We start from the raw sequence: 18,759 nt of genomic DNA, 5'->3' as shown, positions 1-18,759 counted from the left end.
CTCCCGACGGAACAAACAACGCGTTTTCAAGTTCGAACGCATGATGAACGACTTTGTTCCATCGAGAAATCGAGGAACTGTGTTTTATTTCTTGTGACTGCGGGCTTAGGAAACCTGGAAGGCGATCACCACCGCTGCGACCGCGATCACCCAGAGCGCGATCCGGCCAGACCGCGTATGTCGCGCTTCTGCCCGTCCGATGCGCTCGGCGGTCTCGGCATCGAAACGCAGGCCTTCCTCGCTCATGCGTACGATCTCGCCATGAAGCTTCTCGGTCTTGGTGGCGATTTCCGGCAGCGCTTCGGCCAGCCTGAGTGCCGCCTTGGCGCCGTCCTTGAGGTCGGTCGCAATGCGTTTCGGACCGAGATTGTCGCGAATCCACTGCGAAACGACGGGATCCGCGGCCTTCCACATGTTGAAGCGCGGATTGAGAATGCGCGAGACACCCTCGACGACAACCATGGTCTTTTGCAGCATCACCAGTTCAGGGCGTGTCTGCATATCGAAGATCTCGGTGACTTCGAACAGCAGCGTCAGTAGCTTGCCCATCGAGATGGTCTCGGCCGGCTGCCCGTGGATCGGCTCGCCAATCGCCCGGATTGCCTGGGCGAAGCTCGCGACATTGTGGTGCGACGGCACGTAGCCGGCCTCGAAATGCACTTCGGCCACGCGCATGTAGTCGCGCGTGATGAAGCCATAAAGGATCTCGGCGAGGAAGCGGCGTTCCTTCTTTCCGAGCCGCCCGGCAATACCCATGTCGACGGCGACGATCATGCCGGCCGGATCGACGAAGAGATTGCCTGGATGCATGTCGGCATGGAAGAAGCCGTCGCGCAGCGTATGGCGCAGGAAAGACTGAATCAGCGTGTCGGCGAGCGCGTTGAGGTCATGGCCGGCGGCGCGCAAGCCTTCGACATCCGACATCTTGACACCATCGATCCATTCCATGGTGACGACGTCGCGGCCCGTGCGTTCCCAGTCGACTTCGGGCACGCGGAAGCCCGGGTCGTCCTTGGTGTTCTCAGCAATCTCGGACAGGGCCGCAGCCTCGAGCCGGAGATCCATCTCCACCTTGGTCGTCTGCTCCAGTGTCTTCGTCACCTCGACGGGCCGCAGACGCCGCGTATGCGCCAGGAAGCGTTCCTGGAGATGCGAGACGAGATACATGGCCTCGAGATCGGCCGCAAAGCGCTTGCGTACGCCCGGGCGGATCACCTTGACGGCGACCTTTCGCGAGCCCTCGGGCGTCGCGACCTCAGCGGGATGCACCTGGGCGATCGAAGCGGCGGCGATGGGTTCACCGAAATGCGTGTAGAGCTCATCGATGGAGCGGCCGAGCGATTCCTGAATGGTCGTCTTCGAGGCTTCAGTCGGGAAGAAATCCATCCGGTCCTGAAGGCCTGCGAGATCCTCAGCGAACTCGGCGCCGACCACATCGGGCCGGGTGGCGAGAAACTGGCCGATCTTCACATAGGATGGGCCGAGACGCGCCACGGCCCTAGCCAGGCGATCGGAACGCTCGACGGACTTCGCACGGCCGCGCGCGAGCGGCGCGACGGCCGCCTTGGCGATCCCGACGAGCGGCGGCAGTCCTTCTGACGGAAGGGCAGCGACGACCCCTTCGCGCACCAGCACCCAGCCAACCCGTGCCAGACGGAAATATGCCCCGATCGTGCTCATGCGCCTCAGATCTTCCAGCCGGAATGGAGCGCCGCGATGCCGCCGGTGTAGTTGGTGAAGCGAACGTTGGAGAATCCGGCCCGCTCGATCATCCGGGCGAAATCCGGCTGGTTCGGGAATTTGCGGATCGACTCCACGAGATATTGATAGGGTTCGGCATCGCCGGTGATCATCTTGCCGAAGCGCGGGATCGCATTGAACGACCAGGCATCATAGACCTTGTCGAGCAACGGCAGTTCGACTTCGGAGAACTCCAGAACGAGCAGGCGTCCGCCGCGCTTCAGAACGCGGAAGGCCTCCGACAGCGCCACGTCGATATGCGGCACATTGCGGATGCCGAAGGCGATCGTATAAGCGTCGAAGCTGTTGTCCTCGAAGGGCAGGCTTTCGGCATTGGCCTCGACGAAGGTGAGGTTCGGGGAAAGTCCCTTCTTCTCCGCCCGCTCGGCGCCGACGCCCAGCATGGAGCCGTTGATGTCGAGAACGGTCGCATGCGCCATCCGGTTGGAGGCTTCGACGATACGGAAGGCGATGTCGCCCGTGCCGCCAGCAACGTCGAGCACCTTGTAGTTCTGATCCTTGCGTGGGTTGAGAGCCGCTACCATCGCGTCCTTCCAGACACGGTGCAGGCCGGCCGACATCACGTCGTTCATGATGTCGTAGCGCTTGGCCACCTTGTGGAAGACATCGTTGACCAGGCCCTGCTTTTCCTGCTCGTCGACCTGGCGGAACCCGTAGGAGGTTTCCATGCCGCCATCGGCGGAAATGCGGCTTGCAGTCATCGGTTCACTCCACATATCGGAACGGTCGGCGGACCATAGCGAAAAGGCCTGTCCCGCGCTATCTGCGCAGGGGAAGCCTTGGCTTCGCTGGTGTATAGACCTTTAAAGAAGCTGTTCAAACAGAAAGATGGGCTGAAATGCCGGAATTGCCAGAGGTTGAGACAGTCAGACGCGGCTTAGCACCGACCATGGAGGGCGCCAGTCTGCAGCGCCTGGAGCTTCGCAGGCCGGATCTGCGCTTTCCTCTGCCGCGCGATTTTGCCGCAAGGGTCGAAGGTCGGCGTATCCTCGCGCTGTCCCGTCGGGCGAAGTATCTGCTCGTCGACCTTGAGGACGATCTGACTGTCATTGCCCATCTCGGCATGTCCGGTTCGTTCCGCATCGAAGCCGCAGCCGAGGCGGATATCCCCGGCGTCTTCCACCACGAGCGCAGCAAGGATGAGAAACACGACCACGTCGTCTTTCATCTGCAGCGTCCGGAGGGGCCTGTCCGCGTCGTCTATAATGACCCGCGTCGGTTCGGTTTCATGGAGCTGATGGCGCGCTCCGCGCTCGACACCTATCCCGCATTTCGCGATCTCGGCCCCGAGCCCGTCGGCAATATCCTCTCCCCGGACTATCTGGCGACCCGTTTTGCAGGTCGCAGCCAGCCATTGAAGGGCGCGCTGCTCGATCAGAAGGTCATTGCCGGCCTCGGCAACATCTATGTTTGTGAAGCGCTATGGCGATCGCATCTGTCGCCGACCCGCAAGGTCTCAACCCTCGTCACGGCCAAGGGCAAACCGAAGGTGGAACTCGGACTGCTCACCCAGTCGATCCGCGAGGTGATTGCCGATGCGATCGAGGCGGGTGGTTCGTCGCTGCGCGACCATATCCAGGCGGACGGTACGCTGGGTTACTTTCAGCATTCCTTCCGCGCCTATGATCGGGAGGGAAAGCCCTGCCTCACGGATGGTTGCAGGGGTACCGTCGAAAGAATAGTTCAATCCGGCCGCTCGACATTCTATTGTCGCACCTGCCAGAAATGAGGCCTTCGGGCCGTGGAGGAGGAAGCCATGTCATTTGAAACCCTGCTGATCGAACGGCGCGACCGCGTTGCGCTGGTGACGCTGAACCGGCCCCAGGCGCTGAATGCCCTGAACTCGACGGTCATGCGCGAGCTCAGCCAACTCTTGAGCGAACTACAGGCCGACGCGAGCGTCGGCGCCGTGGTGCTCACAGGCTCGGAAAAGGCTTTCGCTGCCGGCGCTGACATCAAGGAAATGCAGTCGCTTGGTTTCGTCGACACCTATACCGGTGACTTCATCGGCGGTTGGGATCACATTGCCGGCTTCCGTAAGCCCTTCATCGCCGCCGTCTCCGGTTTTGCGCTCGGCGGTGGCTGTGAGCTCGCCATGATGTGCGACTTCATCATCGCCTCGAAGACCGCGAAGTTCGGCCAGCCCGAGATCACCCTCGGCATCATTCCCGGCATGGGCGGCTCGCAGCGGCTTACCCGCGCCGTCGGCAAGGCGAAGGCCATGGATCTCTGCCTGACAGGACGCATGATGGACGCAGCGGAAGCGGAAAGTGCCGGTCTGGTAGCGCGCGTCGTCGAGCCCGAGCGGCTGCTGGACGAGGCGCTGGAGGCCGCCGCCAAGATTGCCTCCTTCTCTCTCCCGTCAGTGATGATGGCCAAGGAGGCCGTCAATCGCGCCTTCGAGCAGACCTTGAGCGAAGGATTGCGCTTCGAACGCCGGCTGTTTCATTCGCTGTTTGCGACCGATGACCAGAAGGAGGGCATGGCGGCCTTCGTCGAGAAGCGGAAGCCCGCCTTCAAGCACAGATAAGCGCAAGGGAAGGCGCGTTATCTGCAGAATCCGCGTTGACGCATTCGCGCTTTCCCGCTATATGCCCGCCCACGGTTGGGAAAGCCGATGCGCTTTTCCCATGAAACAGCTCCCCAAGTGCTGGTATGGCAGGTCGCAACGACCCGACGCGGCGATGGTGGGCTTTGGTTTGAATTCGAGAGAGGCATCATGGCCAACACAACTTCGGCGAAGAAGGCGACCCGCAAGATCGCTGCCCGTACTGCAGTCAACAAGGCTCGTCGTTCGCGGGTCCGTGGTTTCATCCGCAAGGTCGAAGAAGCCATCGCTTCCGGTGACGCTGCTGTCGCCAAGGACGCCCTTCAGGCAGCTCAGCCTGAGATCCAGCGCGCTGCCACCAAGGGTGTGGTTCACGCCAACACGGCATCGCGGAAGATCTCGCGTCTGGCCGCTCGTGTGAAGGCCCTGGCTGTCTAATTTTAGACACCTTTCTGACATTTTTCGAAGAGCCTGGCGTCGCGCCGGGCTTTTTGTCGTTGTCGCTTACGATTATTGAAAATTGATGTTTTAGAGTTTTCTGCTGCACTGCATCTTGTCAGTCCGATGACATGAAAAACACAATGATTTCATACGGTTCTGGGAGGTGCCGCTGAGCGGGCTACCTTCTTGCTGGGGCGGATTGGCCCCCTTGCGAGTCAAGAGAAATTTTATTTTTTCGCATTGCCAACGCCTCATCTTGTGCCCGTTTGGGAATCTCCTTGATTCAAAAGCGATTCTTTTTCGCCCGAATGTGACGCTAAAATGAAGTACGAAGAGTCAATGGTCCAAGCGCCCGATAGCCTAAAAATCGGTGTTGATCTTGGCTTTTGATCCTGCCTTAATGTTTCTCAGCAAGAGGCCAGCCAATGGCCGAAAACGACGGTCCGGACGGCAGCAATGTCATCGTGACATGTCGCTCTTGCCGGGGCGGAGTGTTTCCATTCCGTTTTCTCATAAAGTGATCGACATTGCATCGGAAACTTTGCTGTTTCCGCGTGATGGCGGTTTTGCGCCTTGATGGTGGCCGGTGGCCACGACAAGGACAAGGATGTGCGGCATGACGAGGATGCCGCATGTATGGGCACTGCGATTGTCGTGAGGGGGCGATGGCAAGTTGAGCCGGCTTTTGGCTGAAGTCGGCACGATGTGTTCGGGGACTGTCGATCCCCTGGGATCGACGAGAGATGAAGCGGCTGTCGGGCGGCAATGGACGCGCCCGGCACCTGGAATGAATTTGGAAGGCGGCAAAATGCATATGAACTCTATGACGGCCGGTGCGTTGGCGAACGGGGACAATGCACATTCGGCGCTCGGCGCCGCATGCTCCGAAGGGGCAGGAGATAATGCCGAGATGAAGCATGATGCTCTGTTTGAACGATTCAGCAAGCGGTTGAAGGCTCAGGTTGGTGTGGACGTGTACCAGAGCTGGTTTGGGCGCCTGAAGCTCCATTCCGCATCGAAAAGCGTGGTACGCCTGACCGTACCGACAACCTTTCTGAAGTCTTGGATCAACAACCGTTACCTCGACCTGATCACGTCGATCTTCCAGGCTGAAGATCCGTCGATCCTGAAGGTCGAAATCATGGTGCGCAGCGCCAGCCGCAGCACCCGGGGCCCTGTCGTCGAGGAGCGTTCGGTCGGATCTGAGGTCAGCCAGCCGGCTTCGCCGCGCAAGGCCGGACCGCAGACCGTCGGCCAGATCGCCTCTGCCCAGACCCATGCGCCGTCGAACACACGCACCACACAGGCAGGCCCGCTGTTCGGCTCGCCGCTCGACAGCCGCTATACCTTCGATGGTTTCGTGGAGGGTGCCTCGAACCGCGTAGCGCTCGCCGCCGCCAAGACGATCGCAGAAGCCGGTGCAGGCGCCGTGCGCTTCAATCCGCTCTTCATCCATTCATCTGTTGGTCTCGGCAAGACGCACCTGTTGCAGGCGGTCGCCAATGCGGCGATCCAGAGCCCGCGCCAGCCGCGTGTCGTCTATCTCACGGCCGAATACTTCATGTGGCGCTTTGCAACCGCGATCCGCGACAACGATGCCCTGACGCTCAAGGACTCGCTCCGCAACATCGATCTCCTGATCATCGACGACATGCAGTTCCTGCAGGGTAAGATGATCCAGCACGAATTCTGCCACCTCCTGAACATGCTGCTCGACAGCGCCAAGCAGGTTGTCGTCGCCGCTGACCGTGCACCTTGGGAACTGGAATCGCTTGATCCGCGTGTCCGTTCGCGTCTCCAGGGTGGTGTGGCCATCGAAATGGAAGCGCCTGATTACGATATGCGCCTCGACATGATGAAGTCGCGGCTCGACGTCGCCCGCAAGGACGATCCGTCGATCGACATCCCCGCTGAGATCCTGGAGCATGTTGCCCGCAACATCACCAGCAGCGGCCGTGATCTGGAAGGCGCCTTCAACCAGCTGCTCTTCCGCCGCTCCTTCGAGCCGAACCTGTCGATCGAGCGTGTCGACGAACTTTTGGCCCATCTCGTCGGCGCCGGCGACCAGAAGCGCGTGCGCATCGAAGACATCCAGCGCGTGGTGGCCCGCCATTACAACGTCTCGCGCCAGGAACTGGTGTCGAACCGCCGCACACGCGTCATCGTCAAGCCACGCCAGATCGCGATGTATCTGTCGAAGACGCTCACCCCGCGCTCCTTCCCGGAGATCGGTCGTCGCTTCGGCGGTCGTGACCACACGACAGTTTTGCACGCGGTTCGCAAGATCGAGGAACTGATCTCGGCCGATCAGAAGCTGTCGCAGGAAATCGAGCTTCTGCGTCGTCTGATCAACGAGTAAGCGACCAAGCCGAACGTAAAGAGCCACCGCGAATGCCATCCGGCGCGCGGTGGCTTTTTTGTGCCCGCCCGCCGTTTCAGGCCCGGGCGATCGCGATGATCTCGGGGCTGGTCTCGGAATAAGGGCTGCGATCCCACCAGCCGAGCAGGTCGACCTCGGTAAAACCGGCAGTCCGGAGAAGGCGCTCGATGGCCTCGGCGGGCGGAAATCTGAGCCGGCTTACGCTGAGCAGGATCTCCCCTGTGGCTTCGATCGTGAAGACCGCATCGAAGGTCACATGTTCACCCTCGACATCCTTGATCTGGTAGTAAACGTCGACCGGCCCGATGCCATCGATGACCCGCTGTTCATGCGTCTTCTCCCGGGTCCAGCCTTCCCAGGCTCTGTCCAGCGGATTGCGGCTTTCGAGGATCAGCTTACCGCCAGGCGCCATGTGACGGTGAATGTTGCGCAAGGCAGCCAGGGTTTCGGCATCGTCGGGAAAGACCTGGAAGACGTGTCCCGTCATGATGGCGAGGTCGAAACGGGCAGGGCGTTCAAAGGTTGAGGCCGTCGCCTGGACCCAGTCGACAAGACCATACTCATCCTTAGCGCGCGCGACCTTCAGCATGCCCTCTGCCGGATCCACACCCGTGACCCTGTGCCCGCGCCGCGCCAGCCTCAGCGGCACCGATCCCGTGCCGCAGCCGATGTCGAGGACACGGCAGGGCGCTTCGGGGAAGTTTTCATAGAAATCGCCGTCTTCGCCATGATGGTTGAAGGCGTCGTAGAGGCGGGCCATGTCGAAACGGGCAAAAGCGGGATCGACCGGCATCGTCGCTTCCTCCTCAGCAGGCGAGATCCGCGACGACGGCGTTGAGGATCAGCATGCCTGCAGGCGTCACCCTCAGGCGGGAGTTGCCCAATCGCTCGATGAAACCCTGGTCCAGCAGGAACTGCTCCTTGTCCGGATCGGGATCGCGGCCGGAAAGCTGCTGCCAGCGGGCGAGATCGACCCCTTCGCGGAGGCGAAGCCCCATCAGCAGAAGCTCGTCGGCCTGAGCCTCGTGATCGAGCTCCTCGCGTTCGATGATGCCATGACCATTCTGCTCGACGGCCCTAAGCCAGGTCTCGGGGTGCCGCTCGGCGACGGTCGCGATCTTCGTCCGCCCCTGGGTAAGACGCCCATGTGCGCCCGGACCAATGCCGGCATAGTCGCCGTAGCGCCAATAGGTCAGGTTATGCCGGCTCTCCGCGCCGGGGCGGGCGTGGTTGGAAACCTCATAGGCCGGCAGACCTTCGCGCGCAGTGATCTCCTGCGTCGCCTCGTAAAGTGTGGCGGCATGCTCGTCATCGGGGACGATCAGTTTGCCGGCCTTGTGCAGGCCATAGAAGGCTGTGCCTTCCTCTATCGTCAGCTGGTAGAGCGAGAGGTGATCGACCGCGTAGGAAATCGCCTCCTTCAGCTCACGCTCCCAGGCTTCCACCGTCTGGTTGGGTCGGGCGTAAATCAGATCGAAGGACATGCGCGGGAAGATCTCGCGTGCCAGCCGGATGGCCTTGAGTGCATCGGCGACATCATGCAGCCGCCCTAGGAACCTGAGGTCCGGATCGTTCAGCGCCTGCACCCCGAGCGACACCCGATTGACGCCGGCTGCCCGATAGCCGTGGAAGCGGGTCGCCTCGACGCTCGAAGGGTTCGCCTCCATGGTGATCTCGATGCCATCGGGCATGTGCCAGTTGGCCGCAATACCGTCGAGGATCGCGCCGACCGTCGAGGGATCCATCAGCGAGGGCGTACCGCCGCCCATGAAGACGCTGGTGACGGTTTTCGGCCCGGACATCGCCCGTACACACTTCAGTTCGGCGAGAAACGCGGCGACAAAGCGCGCCTGATCGACCGGCTGGTGCCGCACATGACTGTTGAAGTCACAATACGGACACTTGGCCGCGCAGAAGGGCCAATGCACGTAGACCCCGAAACCGGGCTCGCCAGTGTCGGGCAGGAGCGTGAAAGGCCGTTCGGTCAAGGCGTCATGCCTCCAGGCAAGTTTCGACGAAAAGCTTGAAGGCCCGGGCACGATGCGACAGAGCCTCCGCATCACCCGGCTTCCAACCGTGCTTCTCTTCCGCCGTCATCTCGCCGAAGGTGCGCGTATGTCCCTCGGGCTGGAAGACGGGGTCATAGCCGAAACCGGCGGTGCCGCGCGGCGGCCAGGCAACCACGCCCTCGACCTCGCCCCGGAAGAATTCGGTATGGCCATCAGGCCAGGCGAGGCATAGCACGCTGACGAAACGGCAGGTCCGCTGGGTCGCTTCCGTCGCGCCGCGCTCCTGGAGAGCCTTTTCGACCTTCTCCATCGCCATCTGGAAGTCGCGGCTGCCATCCTCGCGCTCGGCCCAGTTCGCCGTGTAGACGCCGGGGGCGCCGCCGAGCGCGTCGATGACGAGACCACTGTCGTCGGAGAGCGCAGGCAGCCCCGAAGCCTTGGCCGAGGCCAGCGCCTTGATCGCGGCATTTTCCTCGAAGGTCGTGCCAGTCTCGTCAGGCTCGACGAAATTTAGGTCCTTCGCGGACTTGGCCGAAAAGCCGAAGGGACCGATCAGATCGGCGATTTCGGCGATCTTGCCGGCATTGTGGCTGGCAACGACGATCGTGCGGGTATCGAGTTTGCGCATGCGATAGGTCCGTTCAAGAAGTCCAAAGGGTGCGGGACGCGCATTCCAGGCTGTTGCCGGCCGGGTCGCGGAAGTAGATCGAGCGTGCGCCGTTCGGCCATGTCAGTTCGGCTTCGACGGGTATCCCGGCCTCCTGCAGCCGACTGCGCATGGCATCGAGATCGTCGTCACGGACGATGAAACAGACATGGCCAGGTCCCTTTGCCCCGTGGGTCGGGACCGGGAAGGGGTCGTCGGCGATTGCTGTCTCCGTTTCTGCCGGATTGAAGATCAGAAGAACGCCGGACCCGCACCGATAGAAGAGATGCCGGTTGCCGCCACGGCGGATCTTTTCGAGGCCGAGGACGTCGTCGTAAAACGCCTCCGCCTTATCCAGATCGTCCGCATAAAGTGCGGTTTCGAGGATCCCTTCGATCATGCGGCCCTTCTTCTCAGGCGATTGTCTGCTTCTGCAATGCCACCAGTTCGTCGATGCCGTTGCGTGCCAGACCCAGAAGCGTCAGGAACTCCTCCTGGCTGAACGGCTTGCCTTCTGCCGTGCCCTGGATCTCAACGATGCCGCCGGAGCCGGTCATCACGAAATTGGCGTCCGTTTCGGCAGCCGAGTCCTCCAGATAGTCGAGGTCGATCACAGGCTGGCTTGCGAAGATGCCGCAAGAAACGGCCGCGATATGATCCTTGAGGACCTTCTCGACCTTGATCATGCTGCGGGCTTCCATCCATTTCAGGCAGTCGTGCAGGGCAATGAAGGCGCCGGTGATCGCCGCCGTGCGCGTGCCGCCGTCCGCCTGGATGACGTCGCAGTCGATCGAGATCTGGCGTTCGCCGAGAGCCTCGAGATCGACGATTGCCCGAAGCGACCTACCGATGAGGCGCTGGATTTCCTGCGTACGACCGCTTTGCTTGCCCGAGGCGGCCTCGCGCTTCATGCGGTCACCGGTGGCGCGCGGCAGCATGCCGTATTCCGCCGTCACCCAGCCTTTGCCGGAATTGCGCAGCCACGGCGGGGTCTTTTCTTCCAGGCTCGCCGTGCACAGCACATGCGTATCGCCGAACTTCACCAGGCAGGAGCCTTCTGCATGCTTGGAAAAGTTGCGCTCGAATGAAACCTTGCGCATTTGATCGGTTTTTCTGCCGGATGGCCGCATTGCAATCTCCTGGGTTGTTAGTTGCCTTCTAAGGACGGAGCAGCGCATTTGCAAAGAAAAACCATGCCGCAGCGCAGAGAGCCTCGTGCGTGGCGAAATACCCCTTGGTCATCTTGGAAGCAGTGATTATATTTCCAGCATGAAACTTCTGAGATCATGTTCGCTCCGATAATGGCATCACCGAAGACGACCGTCGCAGACGTTTCGGCATCCCTGGACGATCGCTCCCGGGAGGTCTTTCGCCGTATCGTCGAGACCTATCTCGACAGCGGTGATCCGCTCGGTTCGCGCAATCTTTCGCGCCTGCTGCCGATGTCGCTGTCGCCAGCCTCCGTGCGCAACGTCATGAGCGATCTCGAAGAACTCGGCCTCATCTATGCGCCGCATATCAGCGCAGGACGCCTGCCCACGCAGGCCGGCCTGCGCTTCTTCGTCGACGCCTTCATGCAGATCGGCGATCTTTCCGAAGGCGAGCGGGACGAAATCGAACGTCAGATCAGACCTTCCAGCGCCGATCAGCCGATGGAAGCCATGCTGACCGAGGCAAGCCGCATGCTGTCCGGCCTGTCGCGTGGCGCCGGCCTCGTCATCTCGGCGAAGAACGACCCGGTGCTCAAGCATGTCGAATTCATTCGGCTCGAACCGACGAAGGCACTCGCCGTCCTCGTCGGCGAGCATAACCAGGTCGAGAACCGCATCATCGAACTGCCGGCAGGTGTCACCGCCTCGCAGTTGACCGAAGCGGCCAATTTTCTGAACGCCAACCTGACAGGCCAGACGCTGCGTGAACTGCGTGGCCAGATCGAGAACCTGAAGGCCCAGGTGGCGACAGAGCTCGACACCCTGTCCCAGGATCTGGTCGAGCGCGGCCTCGCCGTCTGGTCGGGCGAAGTGGCGGAAAAACAGCCCGCCCGCCTGATCGTCCGCGGTCGCGCCAATCTGCTCGAAGGTCTGGCCGGCTCCGAGGACATCGATCGCCTGCGCCTGCTCTTCGACGATCTGGAGCGCAAGGAAAGCTTGATCGAAATCCTCGATTTGGCCGAAAGCGGCCCGGGGGTCCGGATCTTCATAGGATCGGAAAACAAGCTTTTCTCGCTTTCCGGTTCCTCGTTGATCGTAGCACCCTATCGTGATGGCGAAGACCGCATCGTCGGCGCCGTCGGCGTGATCGGTCCCACCCGTCTCAACTATTCGCGCATCGTGCCGATGGTCGATTACACCGCTCAGCTGATGGCGAGGCTCTCGCGCGGCGCGCGGTGAGCCAATTTCCCCACAAACCCTTGATTTTTTCTCGTCAAACCCTGATATCGGGCACGCATTCGAAACCGTTGAGCTTCGAAAACGAGACATCATCCGGAGAACGTCATGACCGAAGAAACCAACAAGAACGGACCTGACGCGGCAGCCACCGAGGCAGAAGCAACCGCGACCACCGAAGAAGGGCAGGTTGCGAACGAAAGCGAGGCCGGGTCCGCGCAGGAGATTGATCCGATCGACGCTTTGAAGGCAGAAAATGCCGATCTGCGCGACCGCTTCCTGCGTCTGGCGGCTGAAATGGACAATCTGCGCCGCCGCACCGACCGCGAAATCAAGGATGCCAAGTCCTATGCGGTGACCGGCTTTGCCCGCGACATGCTGTCCGTTTCCGACAACCTGCGCCGCGCGATCGAAACGCTGCCGGAAGAGGCCCGCGCTGCCGCAGACGCGACCCTAACCGCTCTGATTGAGGGCGTCGAAATGACCGAGCGCGGCATGTTGGCAACGCTCGAGCGCCACGGAGTGCGCAAGATCGAGGCTGAAGGCCAGAAGTTCGATCCGAACTTCCATCAGGCGATGTTCGAGGTGCCGAATCCGAACGTGCCCAACAACACGGTCGTCCAGGTCGTTCAGGCCGGTTACGCCATCGGCGAGCGTGTCCTGCGTCCGGCCATGGTCGGTGTTGCCAAGGGCGGCCCGAAGTCGGAAGCCGCAGCCGAGGATACCGCCAAGGCGTGAGCAGACGTGATATCGCGTGAATAAAATAAAAGCGCCCGAGAGGGCGCTTTTTTATTGTCTGGACTTCAATGCAGTCGCTCAGGCGGCGTTCGACGCCTGTTCCTCGTTGAGGAAGGTGTAGATCGCCGAGGCCGACTCGGTCGCCCTGAGCTTTGCCACCAGATCATGGTCGCGCAGCACACGCGCAATGCGTGAGAGGGCTTTCAGATGATCCGCTCCGGCACCTTCCGGCGCCAGAAGAAGAAAGACCAGATCGACCGGCTGATCATCGAGCGCTTCAAAATCGACCGGCGTCTCAAGACGCGCGAATACGCCCGTGATCTTGTTGATCTTGTTGAGCTTTCCATGCGGGATGGCGATGCCGTTGCCCACGCCCGTCGAGCCGAGGCGCTCGCGCTGCAGGATCACGTCGAAGATTTCCCGTTCCGGAATGTCGGTAAGCTTGGAGGCTTTGGCCGCAAGTTCCTGAAGCAGCTGCTTCTTGGAGTTCACCCGGAGAGCCGGTACGACAGCATCCTGCTGCAGCAAATCTGCCAATGCCATATCAATGTCCTTCATGCCTCGGGCCGAAGCTCGGGCGGCCACCTTTCGGCAGCCGCCCAGATCGACCGTCAGCCTTTGATGTTGGCGGAATCGATCCACCCGATATTACCGTCATTGCGACGATAAACGATATTCAATTGTTCACTTCCCGGGTTTCTGAACAGAAGAACCGGTTCGTCGGTCATGTCGAGAGCCATAACCGCGGTAGCGACGGACATGGTCCGAAGTTTCTTGGTGCTTTCGGCAACGATCGTCGGCGCATAGTCGTCCGGAAGTTCCTCGTGATCGTCGTCGAGAGAGTCCATGACCGTGTAGGCGATCTCGATCGGCGGGTTCTGAGCTTCTCCCGCGTGATGATCCTTCAGCTTGCGCTTGTAGCGGCGCAGGCGCTTCTCGACGCGCTCGAAGGCGGTGTCGAAGGCCACTTGTGGATCATTGGCCTCACCTGCGGCATGCAGGTTTGCGCCGGTGTCGAGATGCACCAGGCAATCGGCCGCGAAGCGCGACTGCGACTTCGTGACGACCACTTGCCCGGAATACCCTCCGTCGAAGTATTTGGTAACCGCATCCTGGATTCGATCCTCGATCCGCTGCCGGAACGTTTCACCGATTTCCATCTGCTTGCCGGATACACGCACACTCATGGAGTTTCCCTTCTTATGATTGGTTGCGTATCCATTTTACGCCAAGCGACGGCCGCGTCCAAGCTTTTCGAACGGTTAGGTCAGTCTGTGCCGTCGTTTGTCGGGCGTCGTCGAAGGATCTTCCTTCGGTTGACAGTGTGCGCTGTCGATTGCGGCGCGCTTCTAGCCGCCCTCGGGGAAAGAGTCAATCTCCTGTTAATCTTTCGGGTGGGAAGGGGCCGTCAGCCGACGGAAACCTTGGCCATGGCGCGCTTTTCGCGACGTCTCTGGACGGAAGAAGGGATATTCATCGACTCGCGATATTTGGCCACGGTGCGTCGTGCGAGATCGACGCCTGATGATTTCAGCTGATAGACAATATCGTCGTCGGACAGCACGGCCTCGGGGCTTTCCTTTTCGATCAGGGCGCGGATCCGATGGCGCACGGCTTCCGCCGAATGGCTGTCGCCGCCTTCGGCCGAGGCAATCGACACGCTGAAGAAGTATTTGAGTTCGAACAGCCCGCGGGGCGTGAGCATGTATTTGTTCGTCGTCACGCGGCTGACGGTCGATTCGTGCATCTTGATGGCATCGGCGACCGTTTTCAGATTCAGCGGCCGCAGGTGATCGACGCCGTGGTCGAGGAATGCGGACTGCTGGCGCACGATCTCGGCGGCAACCTTGGTGATCGTTCGGGCGCGTTGGTCGAGGCTGCGCGTGAGCCAGTTGGCATTCTGCAGGCATTCCGACATGAAGGCCTGATCCGGAGCATCCTTGGATGCCCCATGGCGCCCAACGGCGGCCATGTAGGTGTGGTTGACGAGCACGCGCGGAAGCGCATCCGGATTGAGTTCGACCTGCCAGCCTCCGAGCCCGTCGGGACGCACGACGATATCCGGCGTGACGGATTCGCTGACAGCACGCTCGAAGCTGCTGCCTGGCTTCGGATTGAGCTTGCGGATCTCGGACAGCATGTCCACGAGATCCTCCTCATCGACGCCGCAGATCTTCTTCAACGCGGCAAAATCGCGCTTGGCAAGCAGTTCGAGATTGTTGACGAGGCCTGCCATCGCCGGGTCGTACCGGTCCCGTTGACGCAACTGGATCGCCAGGCATTCGCTGAGGCTGCGCGCAAAGACCCCGGCGGGCTCGAGCGTTTGCAGGGTCACGAGAACCGCCTCGACATCAGCATTACTCAAGCCGAGGCGAGACGCCACCTCGTCGAGGTCCGCGCGCAGATAGCCCGCTTCATCCAGATGGTCGATCAGCACGGAGGCGAGCAACTGATCGGAGGCCGAAGTGAGCGCAAAGGGAACTTGCTGGTTCAGGTAATCCCTGAGGCTGACCTGCCCGGCTACGAAGTCGTCGAGGTCGTAGCCCTCGCTTCCGTCGCCGGACTGACCCGGCATTGATTTCCACTGCCCAAGCAGTTCCGGCGCGTCGGGCCGCTGCAGGGAACCCTCGTCCGCGAAGGCGGTATCGTAATTCGTATCGAGCCGATCGTTCAGGCGCTCGCTCGCGCCATTCTCATACCAGTCGCTGTCGAGCGATGGAGATGCGCCTGTTTCGTCGGAAGCGGCCTGGCTTTCCTGCGCCGTGTTGCCGTGGCGATCGGCATTGTCAGGCAGGTCGCCGCCCAAATCGCCATCATCTGCCGCCATTTCGAGCAGCGGATTCCGCTCCACTTCCTGCGCGATGAAGTGCATCAGTTCGAGGTGAGTCATCTGCAACAGCTGAATCGACTGCATCAGCTGGGGAGTCATCACCAGAGACTGGCTTTGTCGCAGGAACAGATTGGCGGATAAGGCCATGGCGGACGCTCGACTCCCCTACATTTCCCCGCAATCCCGCCTTTTCTGGCGGGAAATTCCACTTGGCCCAAAAATTGCTTTTTATTTTGTTTTGGTCAAGCCGCGGGAGGGGCGAGGCGGTCTTTTCTTCAAAGATCCGTCAGAGGCTGAACTGTTCGCCCAGATAGAGGCGGCGCACATCGGCATTGTTGACGATGTCGTTGGCCCGGCCATGGGTGAGCACTTCACCCGCATGGATAATGTAGGCGCGGTCGATCAGGCCAAGCGTTTCACGCACATTGTGGTCTGTGATGAGAACACCGATGCCGCGTGCCGTGAGATGTCGCACGAGATTCTGAATGTCGGAGACCGAGATCGGATCGACGCCGGCAAACGGCTCGTCCAGCAGCATGAAGGTCGGATCGGTCGCAAGGGCGCGGGCAATTTCCAGACGCCGGCGCTCGCCGCCGGAAAGCGCCACCGCCGGCGACTTGCGCAGCTTCTCGATGTGGAATTCTGCCAGCAGTTCGTCGAGCTTCTCTTCGCGCTTGCGCTTGTCGGAAACATGGACCTCGAGCACCGCGCGAATGTTCTCTTCCACCGTCAGACCGCGAAAGATCGATGCTTCCTGCGGCAGATAGCCGACGCCGAGACGGGCGCGCCGATACATCGGCATGGAGGTGACGTCGTTGCCGTTGATCGAGATCGTCCCGGCATCGACGGGCACGAGGCCCGTGATCATGTAGAAACAGGTCGTCTTGCCGGCGCCGTTCGGGCCGAGCAGACCGACGGCCTCGCCGCGGCGGACCACCAGCGAGGCACCGTTGACGACGCGGCGCGAATTATAGGTCTTTGTCAGACCGTGAGCGATCAGCGTGCCTTCATAGCGCGACTTGTCGCCCGGCAGGCCGGTCGGGTTCGCCGCCTTCTGGGGCTGCTTCTTCTTGGAGAAAAATGGAATGTGCACGTTCACGCGGACCCGTCAGTTGCTCTGCTGTGACTTGGGGTCGAGCTGAATCTGAACGCGCCGGCCGCAGCTGTCGAGCTTGGCCTGGCCGGAATTCATCTGGACGGTGAGCTTGCAGCCGACAAAGACGTTCTGTCCCTCGGAAAGAACGACGCGCTCACCTTCGAGCACGAAGAGCTGCTGCGCCATGTCGAAATATCCGGTGTCCGCAGTCGCTTGCTGCGTCCCGGACGACAGGAACACCTTCTGGGCGACGTCGATCTTCTCGATGTCGGCATTGCCCTGCGTCACGGTCTGGCCCTCGCCGCGATAGTGAACGACCATCGTCCCGGCCTGCAGCGTGGTCGTGCCCTGCACAACCTTCACATTGCCGGTGAAGAAGGCCTTCTTTTCCTGCTCGCGGATCTCAAGCTGATCGCTTTCGATCTGAATGGGCTGGTCGTTGGACAGCTTCAGGCCGTTCATCTGACTGTTGGTCGTCTGCGCCGCTGCCGGTCCGGCGAGCAGGCCTGCCGAAACCAGAAGGAAGCCAGCAAAGGAAAACGTGGCGAAGGAGCGGTAAATCATGGCTGGGCGGCTTCCGTAGACCGATTGCTTTGAATGGCGGACGGCTCGATGTTCAACTTGACGCTGCCCGCGAAGATCATGGTTCGCCCCTTATCCTTCATCTCGAGCGAGTTCGCAACAATCGAGGCGCCTTTGGTCTGGATGGCGACGGGATCATTCGTCTTCATCGTGCCGCCGGCGATATCGAGATTGGCGGAATTGAACTGGGCGTCTATGCCGCTGCTGAGATTGAGGGTGAATGGCTTGTCGAGATTGAGGGTGTTCGCCCCACGGTCGAAGATGCCGCTCGAGGCGACGACGCGGGCGATGATCTTGTCGTTGACCGGCACGGCCGCAGCAATGGTCTCTAGCGCGATCATGTTGGGATTCTTGATGTCCTGCAACGCCCGCTCGGCGCGCATCGAATAGCGCACGCCCTCGTCATTGCGGCCCGCGATCGCCGGCTTTTCCATAACGACCTTGCCGTCTTCGATCTTGGCGGACTCGATCTGCAATTCATCGGGCATCAGGCTGCGCACGAACGAGACCGCAACAAAGGCAAGCGTTATGCCCAGTGCCAAGACAGGCAGAAGGAAGCGCAGACGCCGGACGCGACGCGAATGGCTGACCGCCCGCCGATAGGCATCGGCTTCGGATCGGCGCTCCAGCGGCGTCAGGGCCTCATGTGTCGCTTCCAGCATTCGATAGTATCCGTCTATTGTGGCGGTGGCCGTCAGCAAACCGCCTGGCTCGTCGTTTCGCATGTCCGTTCGGCATTGCCAATATGGATTGTGGCAGAACCGTTGCAAGAAGCGCCAGACAAGCCATGCCGGGGACGGAGGGTGAAAATGTGACCCTCGCGATCACGAATTAGCGTGTGACGCTCGTCATATCTCTCGCAAAGACGGCAATTTATGGTTAAGTTGTTCCTTGACTGAGCTTTTTTGCTTTGGCAACGTTATCGGCGCTCAACGTCACAATAGAAAATTCAGGGGGTCCGCGTGATAAAGTCGGAATTGGTGCAGATCGTCGCGGCCCGCAATCCGCATCTTTATCATCGCGATGTCGAAAACATCGTCAATGCGGTTCTGGACGAGATCACCGATGCGCTTGCAGGCGGCAATCGCGTCGAACTGCGTGGCTTTGGCGCCTTTTCTGTGAAAAACCGTCCATCCCGCTCGGGACGCAACCCGCGCACGGGCGAAACCGTTTTCGTCGAAGAGAAGTGGGTTCCGTTCTTCAAGACGGGCAAGGAACTGCGCGAGCGCCTCAACCCGGGCATGGGTGATGAGGACGACGAATAAGCGCTTTTCGCGTTGAAAATTCCGCCCCTGTCCTTAATTTGAGCCCATGGAGGTGACCGCAGTCGCCTCGGAGTGA

At 60.8% G+C, this 18,759-nt stretch carries 20 protein-coding genes; 7 read left to right on the top strand and 13 right to left on the bottom strand.

Going from position 1 to position 18,759, the window contains the following annotated elements; translation table 11 throughout:
* Nucleotides 1-105: 105 nt before the first annotated feature.
* Both ubiB and ubiE read right to left on the bottom strand, forming a co-directional pair.
* The gene (gene ubiB, locus QWE_RS04915; protein ID WP_006724984.1) at nucleotides 106-1,680 is read right to left on the bottom strand and encodes a 2-polyprenylphenol 6-hydroxylase; all 1,575 of its coding nucleotides are present in this window, start codon (nucleotides 1,678-1,680) and stop codon (nucleotides 106-108) included.
* 5 nt (nucleotides 1,681-1,685) lie between these two features.
* Entirely contained in the window at nucleotides 1,686-2,462 is a 777-nt protein-coding gene (gene ubiE, locus QWE_RS04910) for a bifunctional demethylmenaquinone methyltransferase/2-methoxy-6-polyprenyl-1,4-benzoquinol methylase UbiE (RefSeq protein WP_006724983.1), read from the bottom strand.
* Nucleotides 2,463-2,599: 137 nt separating this feature from the next.
* On the opposite strand from ubiE, the gene mutM reads away from it, so the two are divergent.
* From mutM to dnaA, 4 genes are all read left to right on the top strand, one after another.
* Nucleotides 2,600-3,490 (top strand): bifunctional DNA-formamidopyrimidine glycosylase/DNA-(apurinic or apyrimidinic site) lyase, encoded by an 891-nt coding sequence (gene mutM, locus QWE_RS04905; RefSeq protein WP_006724982.1) that lies wholly within the window; start codon nucleotides 2,600-2,602, stop codon nucleotides 3,488-3,490.
* A gap of 27 nt (nucleotides 3,491-3,517) precedes the next feature.
* Nucleotides 3,518-4,291, top strand: a complete 774-nt coding sequence (locus tag QWE_RS04900) for an enoyl-CoA hydratase (RefSeq protein ID WP_006724981.1) — start codon at nucleotides 3,518-3,520, stop codon at nucleotides 4,289-4,291.
* Between the two features lie 189 nt (nucleotides 4,292-4,480).
* Nucleotides 4,481-4,747 (top strand): 30S ribosomal protein S20, encoded by a 267-nt coding sequence (gene rpsT, locus QWE_RS04895; RefSeq protein ID WP_006724980.1) that lies wholly within the window; start codon nucleotides 4,481-4,483, stop codon nucleotides 4,745-4,747.
* Nucleotides 4,748-5,558: 811 nt separating this feature from the next.
* Nucleotides 5,559-7,109 (top strand): chromosomal replication initiator protein DnaA, encoded by a 1,551-nt coding sequence (gene dnaA, locus QWE_RS04890; RefSeq protein ID WP_006724979.1) that lies wholly within the window; start codon nucleotides 5,559-5,561, stop codon nucleotides 7,107-7,109.
* 76 nt (nucleotides 7,110-7,185) lie between these two features.
* On the opposite strand, the gene QWE_RS04885 is transcribed toward dnaA, so the two are convergent.
* The 5 genes from QWE_RS04885 to rph are packed head-to-tail and all read right to left on the bottom strand — an operon-like array spanning nucleotide 7,186 to nucleotide 10,915.
* Entirely contained in the window at nucleotides 7,186-7,923 is a 738-nt protein-coding gene (locus tag QWE_RS04885; RefSeq protein WP_006724978.1) for a class I SAM-dependent methyltransferase, read from the bottom strand.
* Between the two features lie 13 nt (nucleotides 7,924-7,936).
* The gene (gene hemW / locus QWE_RS04880) at nucleotides 7,937-9,118 is read right to left on the bottom strand and encodes a radical SAM family heme chaperone HemW (RefSeq protein ID WP_006724977.1); all 1,182 of its coding nucleotides are present in this window, start codon (nucleotides 9,116-9,118) and stop codon (nucleotides 7,937-7,939) included.
* A 4-nt stretch (nucleotides 9,119-9,122) separates the two neighbouring features.
* Entirely contained in the window at nucleotides 9,123-9,767 is a 645-nt protein-coding gene (gene rdgB / locus QWE_RS04875; RefSeq protein ID WP_006724976.1) for an RdgB/HAM1 family non-canonical purine NTP pyrophosphatase, read from the bottom strand.
* Nucleotides 9,768-9,780: 13 nt separating this feature from the next.
* Nucleotides 9,781-10,185, bottom strand: a complete 405-nt coding sequence (locus QWE_RS04870) for a VOC family protein (protein ID WP_006724975.1) — start codon at nucleotides 10,183-10,185, stop codon at nucleotides 9,781-9,783.
* Between the two features lie 13 nt (nucleotides 10,186-10,198).
* Nucleotides 10,199-10,915, bottom strand: a complete 717-nt coding sequence (gene rph, locus QWE_RS04865) for a ribonuclease PH (protein WP_006724974.1) — start codon at nucleotides 10,913-10,915, stop codon at nucleotides 10,199-10,201.
* Nucleotides 10,916-11,086: 171 nt separating this feature from the next.
* On the opposite strand from rph, the gene hrcA reads away from it, so the two are divergent.
* Nucleotides 11,087-12,175 carry a heat-inducible transcriptional repressor HrcA gene (gene hrcA, locus QWE_RS04860; protein ID WP_006724973.1) on the top strand — a complete coding sequence of 363 codons (1,089 nt, stop codon included), beginning with the start codon at nucleotides 11,087-11,089 and terminating at the stop codon, nucleotides 12,173-12,175.
* A gap of 105 nt (nucleotides 12,176-12,280) precedes the next feature.
* Entirely contained in the window at nucleotides 12,281-12,910 is a 630-nt protein-coding gene (gene grpE, locus QWE_RS04855) for a nucleotide exchange factor GrpE (RefSeq protein WP_006724972.1), read from the top strand.
* A 78-nt stretch (nucleotides 12,911-12,988) separates the two neighbouring features.
* On the opposite strand, the gene ptsN is transcribed toward grpE, so the two are convergent.
* The 6 genes from ptsN to lptC all read right to left on the bottom strand — a co-directional run bounded on the left by ptsN (nucleotide 12,989) and on the right by lptC (nucleotide 18,080).
* Nucleotides 12,989-13,453, bottom strand: coding sequence for a PTS IIA-like nitrogen regulatory protein PtsN (gene ptsN, locus QWE_RS04850; RefSeq protein ID WP_006724971.1), 465 nt, complete (start codon nucleotides 13,451-13,453; stop codon nucleotides 12,989-12,991).
* A gap of 68 nt (nucleotides 13,454-13,521) precedes the next feature.
* Complete coding sequence (gene hpf / locus QWE_RS04845; protein WP_006724970.1) at nucleotides 13,522-14,097, bottom strand: ribosome hibernation-promoting factor, HPF/YfiA family; 576 nt, start codon at nucleotides 14,095-14,097, stop codon at nucleotides 13,522-13,524.
* Between the two features lie 221 nt (nucleotides 14,098-14,318).
* Nucleotides 14,319-15,887, bottom strand: a complete 1,569-nt coding sequence (rpoN, locus tag QWE_RS04840; RefSeq protein ID WP_006724969.1) for an RNA polymerase factor sigma-54 — start codon at nucleotides 15,885-15,887, stop codon at nucleotides 14,319-14,321.
* A 139-nt stretch (nucleotides 15,888-16,026) separates the two neighbouring features.
* Nucleotides 16,027-16,833, bottom strand: a complete 807-nt coding sequence (gene lptB / locus QWE_RS04835) for an LPS export ABC transporter ATP-binding protein (RefSeq protein WP_085942910.1) — start codon at nucleotides 16,831-16,833, stop codon at nucleotides 16,027-16,029.
* A gap of 15 nt (nucleotides 16,834-16,848) precedes the next feature.
* Nucleotides 16,849-17,400 (bottom strand): LptA/OstA family protein, encoded by a 552-nt coding sequence (locus tag QWE_RS04830; protein WP_006724967.1) that lies wholly within the window; start codon nucleotides 17,398-17,400, stop codon nucleotides 16,849-16,851.
* Nucleotides 17,397-18,080: an LPS export ABC transporter periplasmic protein LptC gene (gene lptC / locus QWE_RS04825; RefSeq protein WP_006724966.1), complete on the bottom strand. Its 684-nt coding sequence runs from the start codon at nucleotides 18,078-18,080 to the stop codon at nucleotides 17,397-17,399. Before lptC ends, QWE_RS04830 begins: the two co-directional genes overlap by 4 nt.
* Before the next feature lie 300 nt (nucleotides 18,081-18,380).
* Between lptC and QWE_RS04820 the strand changes: the two genes are divergently transcribed.
* A complete protein-coding gene (locus tag QWE_RS04820; protein WP_006724965.1) occupies nucleotides 18,381-18,683 on the top strand; it encodes an integration host factor subunit beta in 303 nt (100 codons plus the stop codon).
* The last annotated feature ends 76 nt before the right edge of the window (nucleotides 18,684-18,759 follow it).

This window comes from Agrobacterium albertimagni AOL15, from assembly GCF_000300855.1.
Classification (GTDB): domain Bacteria; phylum Pseudomonadota; class Alphaproteobacteria; order Rhizobiales; family Rhizobiaceae; genus Allorhizobium; species Allorhizobium albertimagni.
Note: the sequence above shows the minus strand (reverse complement) of the source record. Positions and strands in the feature narration are given on the sequence as shown.

Excerpts from the sequence above, each read along its gene's own strand:
- ubiB (WP_006724984.1), bottom strand. The coding sequence starts at position 1,680 with ATGAGCACGATCGGGGCATATTTCCGTCTGGCACGGGTTGGCTGGGTG.
- ubiE (WP_006724983.1), bottom strand. The coding sequence starts at position 2,462 with ATGACTGCAAGCCGCATTTCCGCCGATGGCGGCATGGAAACCTCCTAC.
- mutM (WP_006724982.1), top strand. The coding sequence starts at position 2,600 with ATGCCGGAATTGCCAGAGGTTGAGACAGTCAGACGCGGCTTAGCACCG.
- QWE_RS04900 (WP_006724981.1), top strand. The coding sequence starts at position 3,518 with ATGTCATTTGAAACCCTGCTGATCGAACGGCGCGACCGCGTTGCGCTG.
- rpsT (WP_006724980.1), top strand. The coding sequence starts at position 4,481 with ATGGCCAACACAACTTCGGCGAAGAAGGCGACCCGCAAGATCGCTGCC.
- dnaA (WP_006724979.1), top strand. The coding sequence starts at position 5,559 with ATGCATATGAACTCTATGACGGCCGGTGCGTTGGCGAACGGGGACAAT.
- QWE_RS04885 (WP_006724978.1), bottom strand. The coding sequence starts at position 7,923 with ATGCCGGTCGATCCCGCTTTTGCCCGTTTCGACATGGCCCGCCTCTAC.
- rdgB (WP_006724976.1), bottom strand. The coding sequence starts at position 9,767 with ATGCGCAAACTCGATACCCGCACGATCGTCGTTGCCAGCCACAATGCC.
- QWE_RS04870 (WP_006724975.1), bottom strand. The coding sequence starts at position 10,185 with ATGATCGAAGGGATCCTCGAAACCGCACTTTATGCGGACGATCTGGAT.
- rph (WP_006724974.1), bottom strand. The coding sequence starts at position 10,915 with ATGCGGCCATCCGGCAGAAAAACCGATCAAATGCGCAAGGTTTCATTC.
- hrcA (WP_006724973.1), top strand. The coding sequence starts at position 11,087 with ATGGCATCACCGAAGACGACCGTCGCAGACGTTTCGGCATCCCTGGAC.
- grpE (WP_006724972.1), top strand. The coding sequence starts at position 12,281 with ATGACCGAAGAAACCAACAAGAACGGACCTGACGCGGCAGCCACCGAG.
- ptsN (WP_006724971.1), bottom strand. The coding sequence starts at position 13,453 with ATGGCATTGGCAGATTTGCTGCAGCAGGATGCTGTCGTACCGGCTCTC.
- hpf (WP_006724970.1), bottom strand. The coding sequence starts at position 14,097 with ATGAGTGTGCGTGTATCCGGCAAGCAGATGGAAATCGGTGAAACGTTC.
- rpoN (WP_006724969.1), bottom strand. The coding sequence starts at position 15,887 with ATGGCCTTATCCGCCAATCTGTTCCTGCGACAAAGCCAGTCTCTGGTG.
- QWE_RS04830 (WP_006724967.1), bottom strand. The coding sequence starts at position 17,400 with ATGATTTACCGCTCCTTCGCCACGTTTTCCTTTGCTGGCTTCCTTCTG.
- lptC (WP_006724966.1), bottom strand. The coding sequence starts at position 18,080 with ATGCTGGAAGCGACACATGAGGCCCTGACGCCGCTGGAGCGCCGATCC.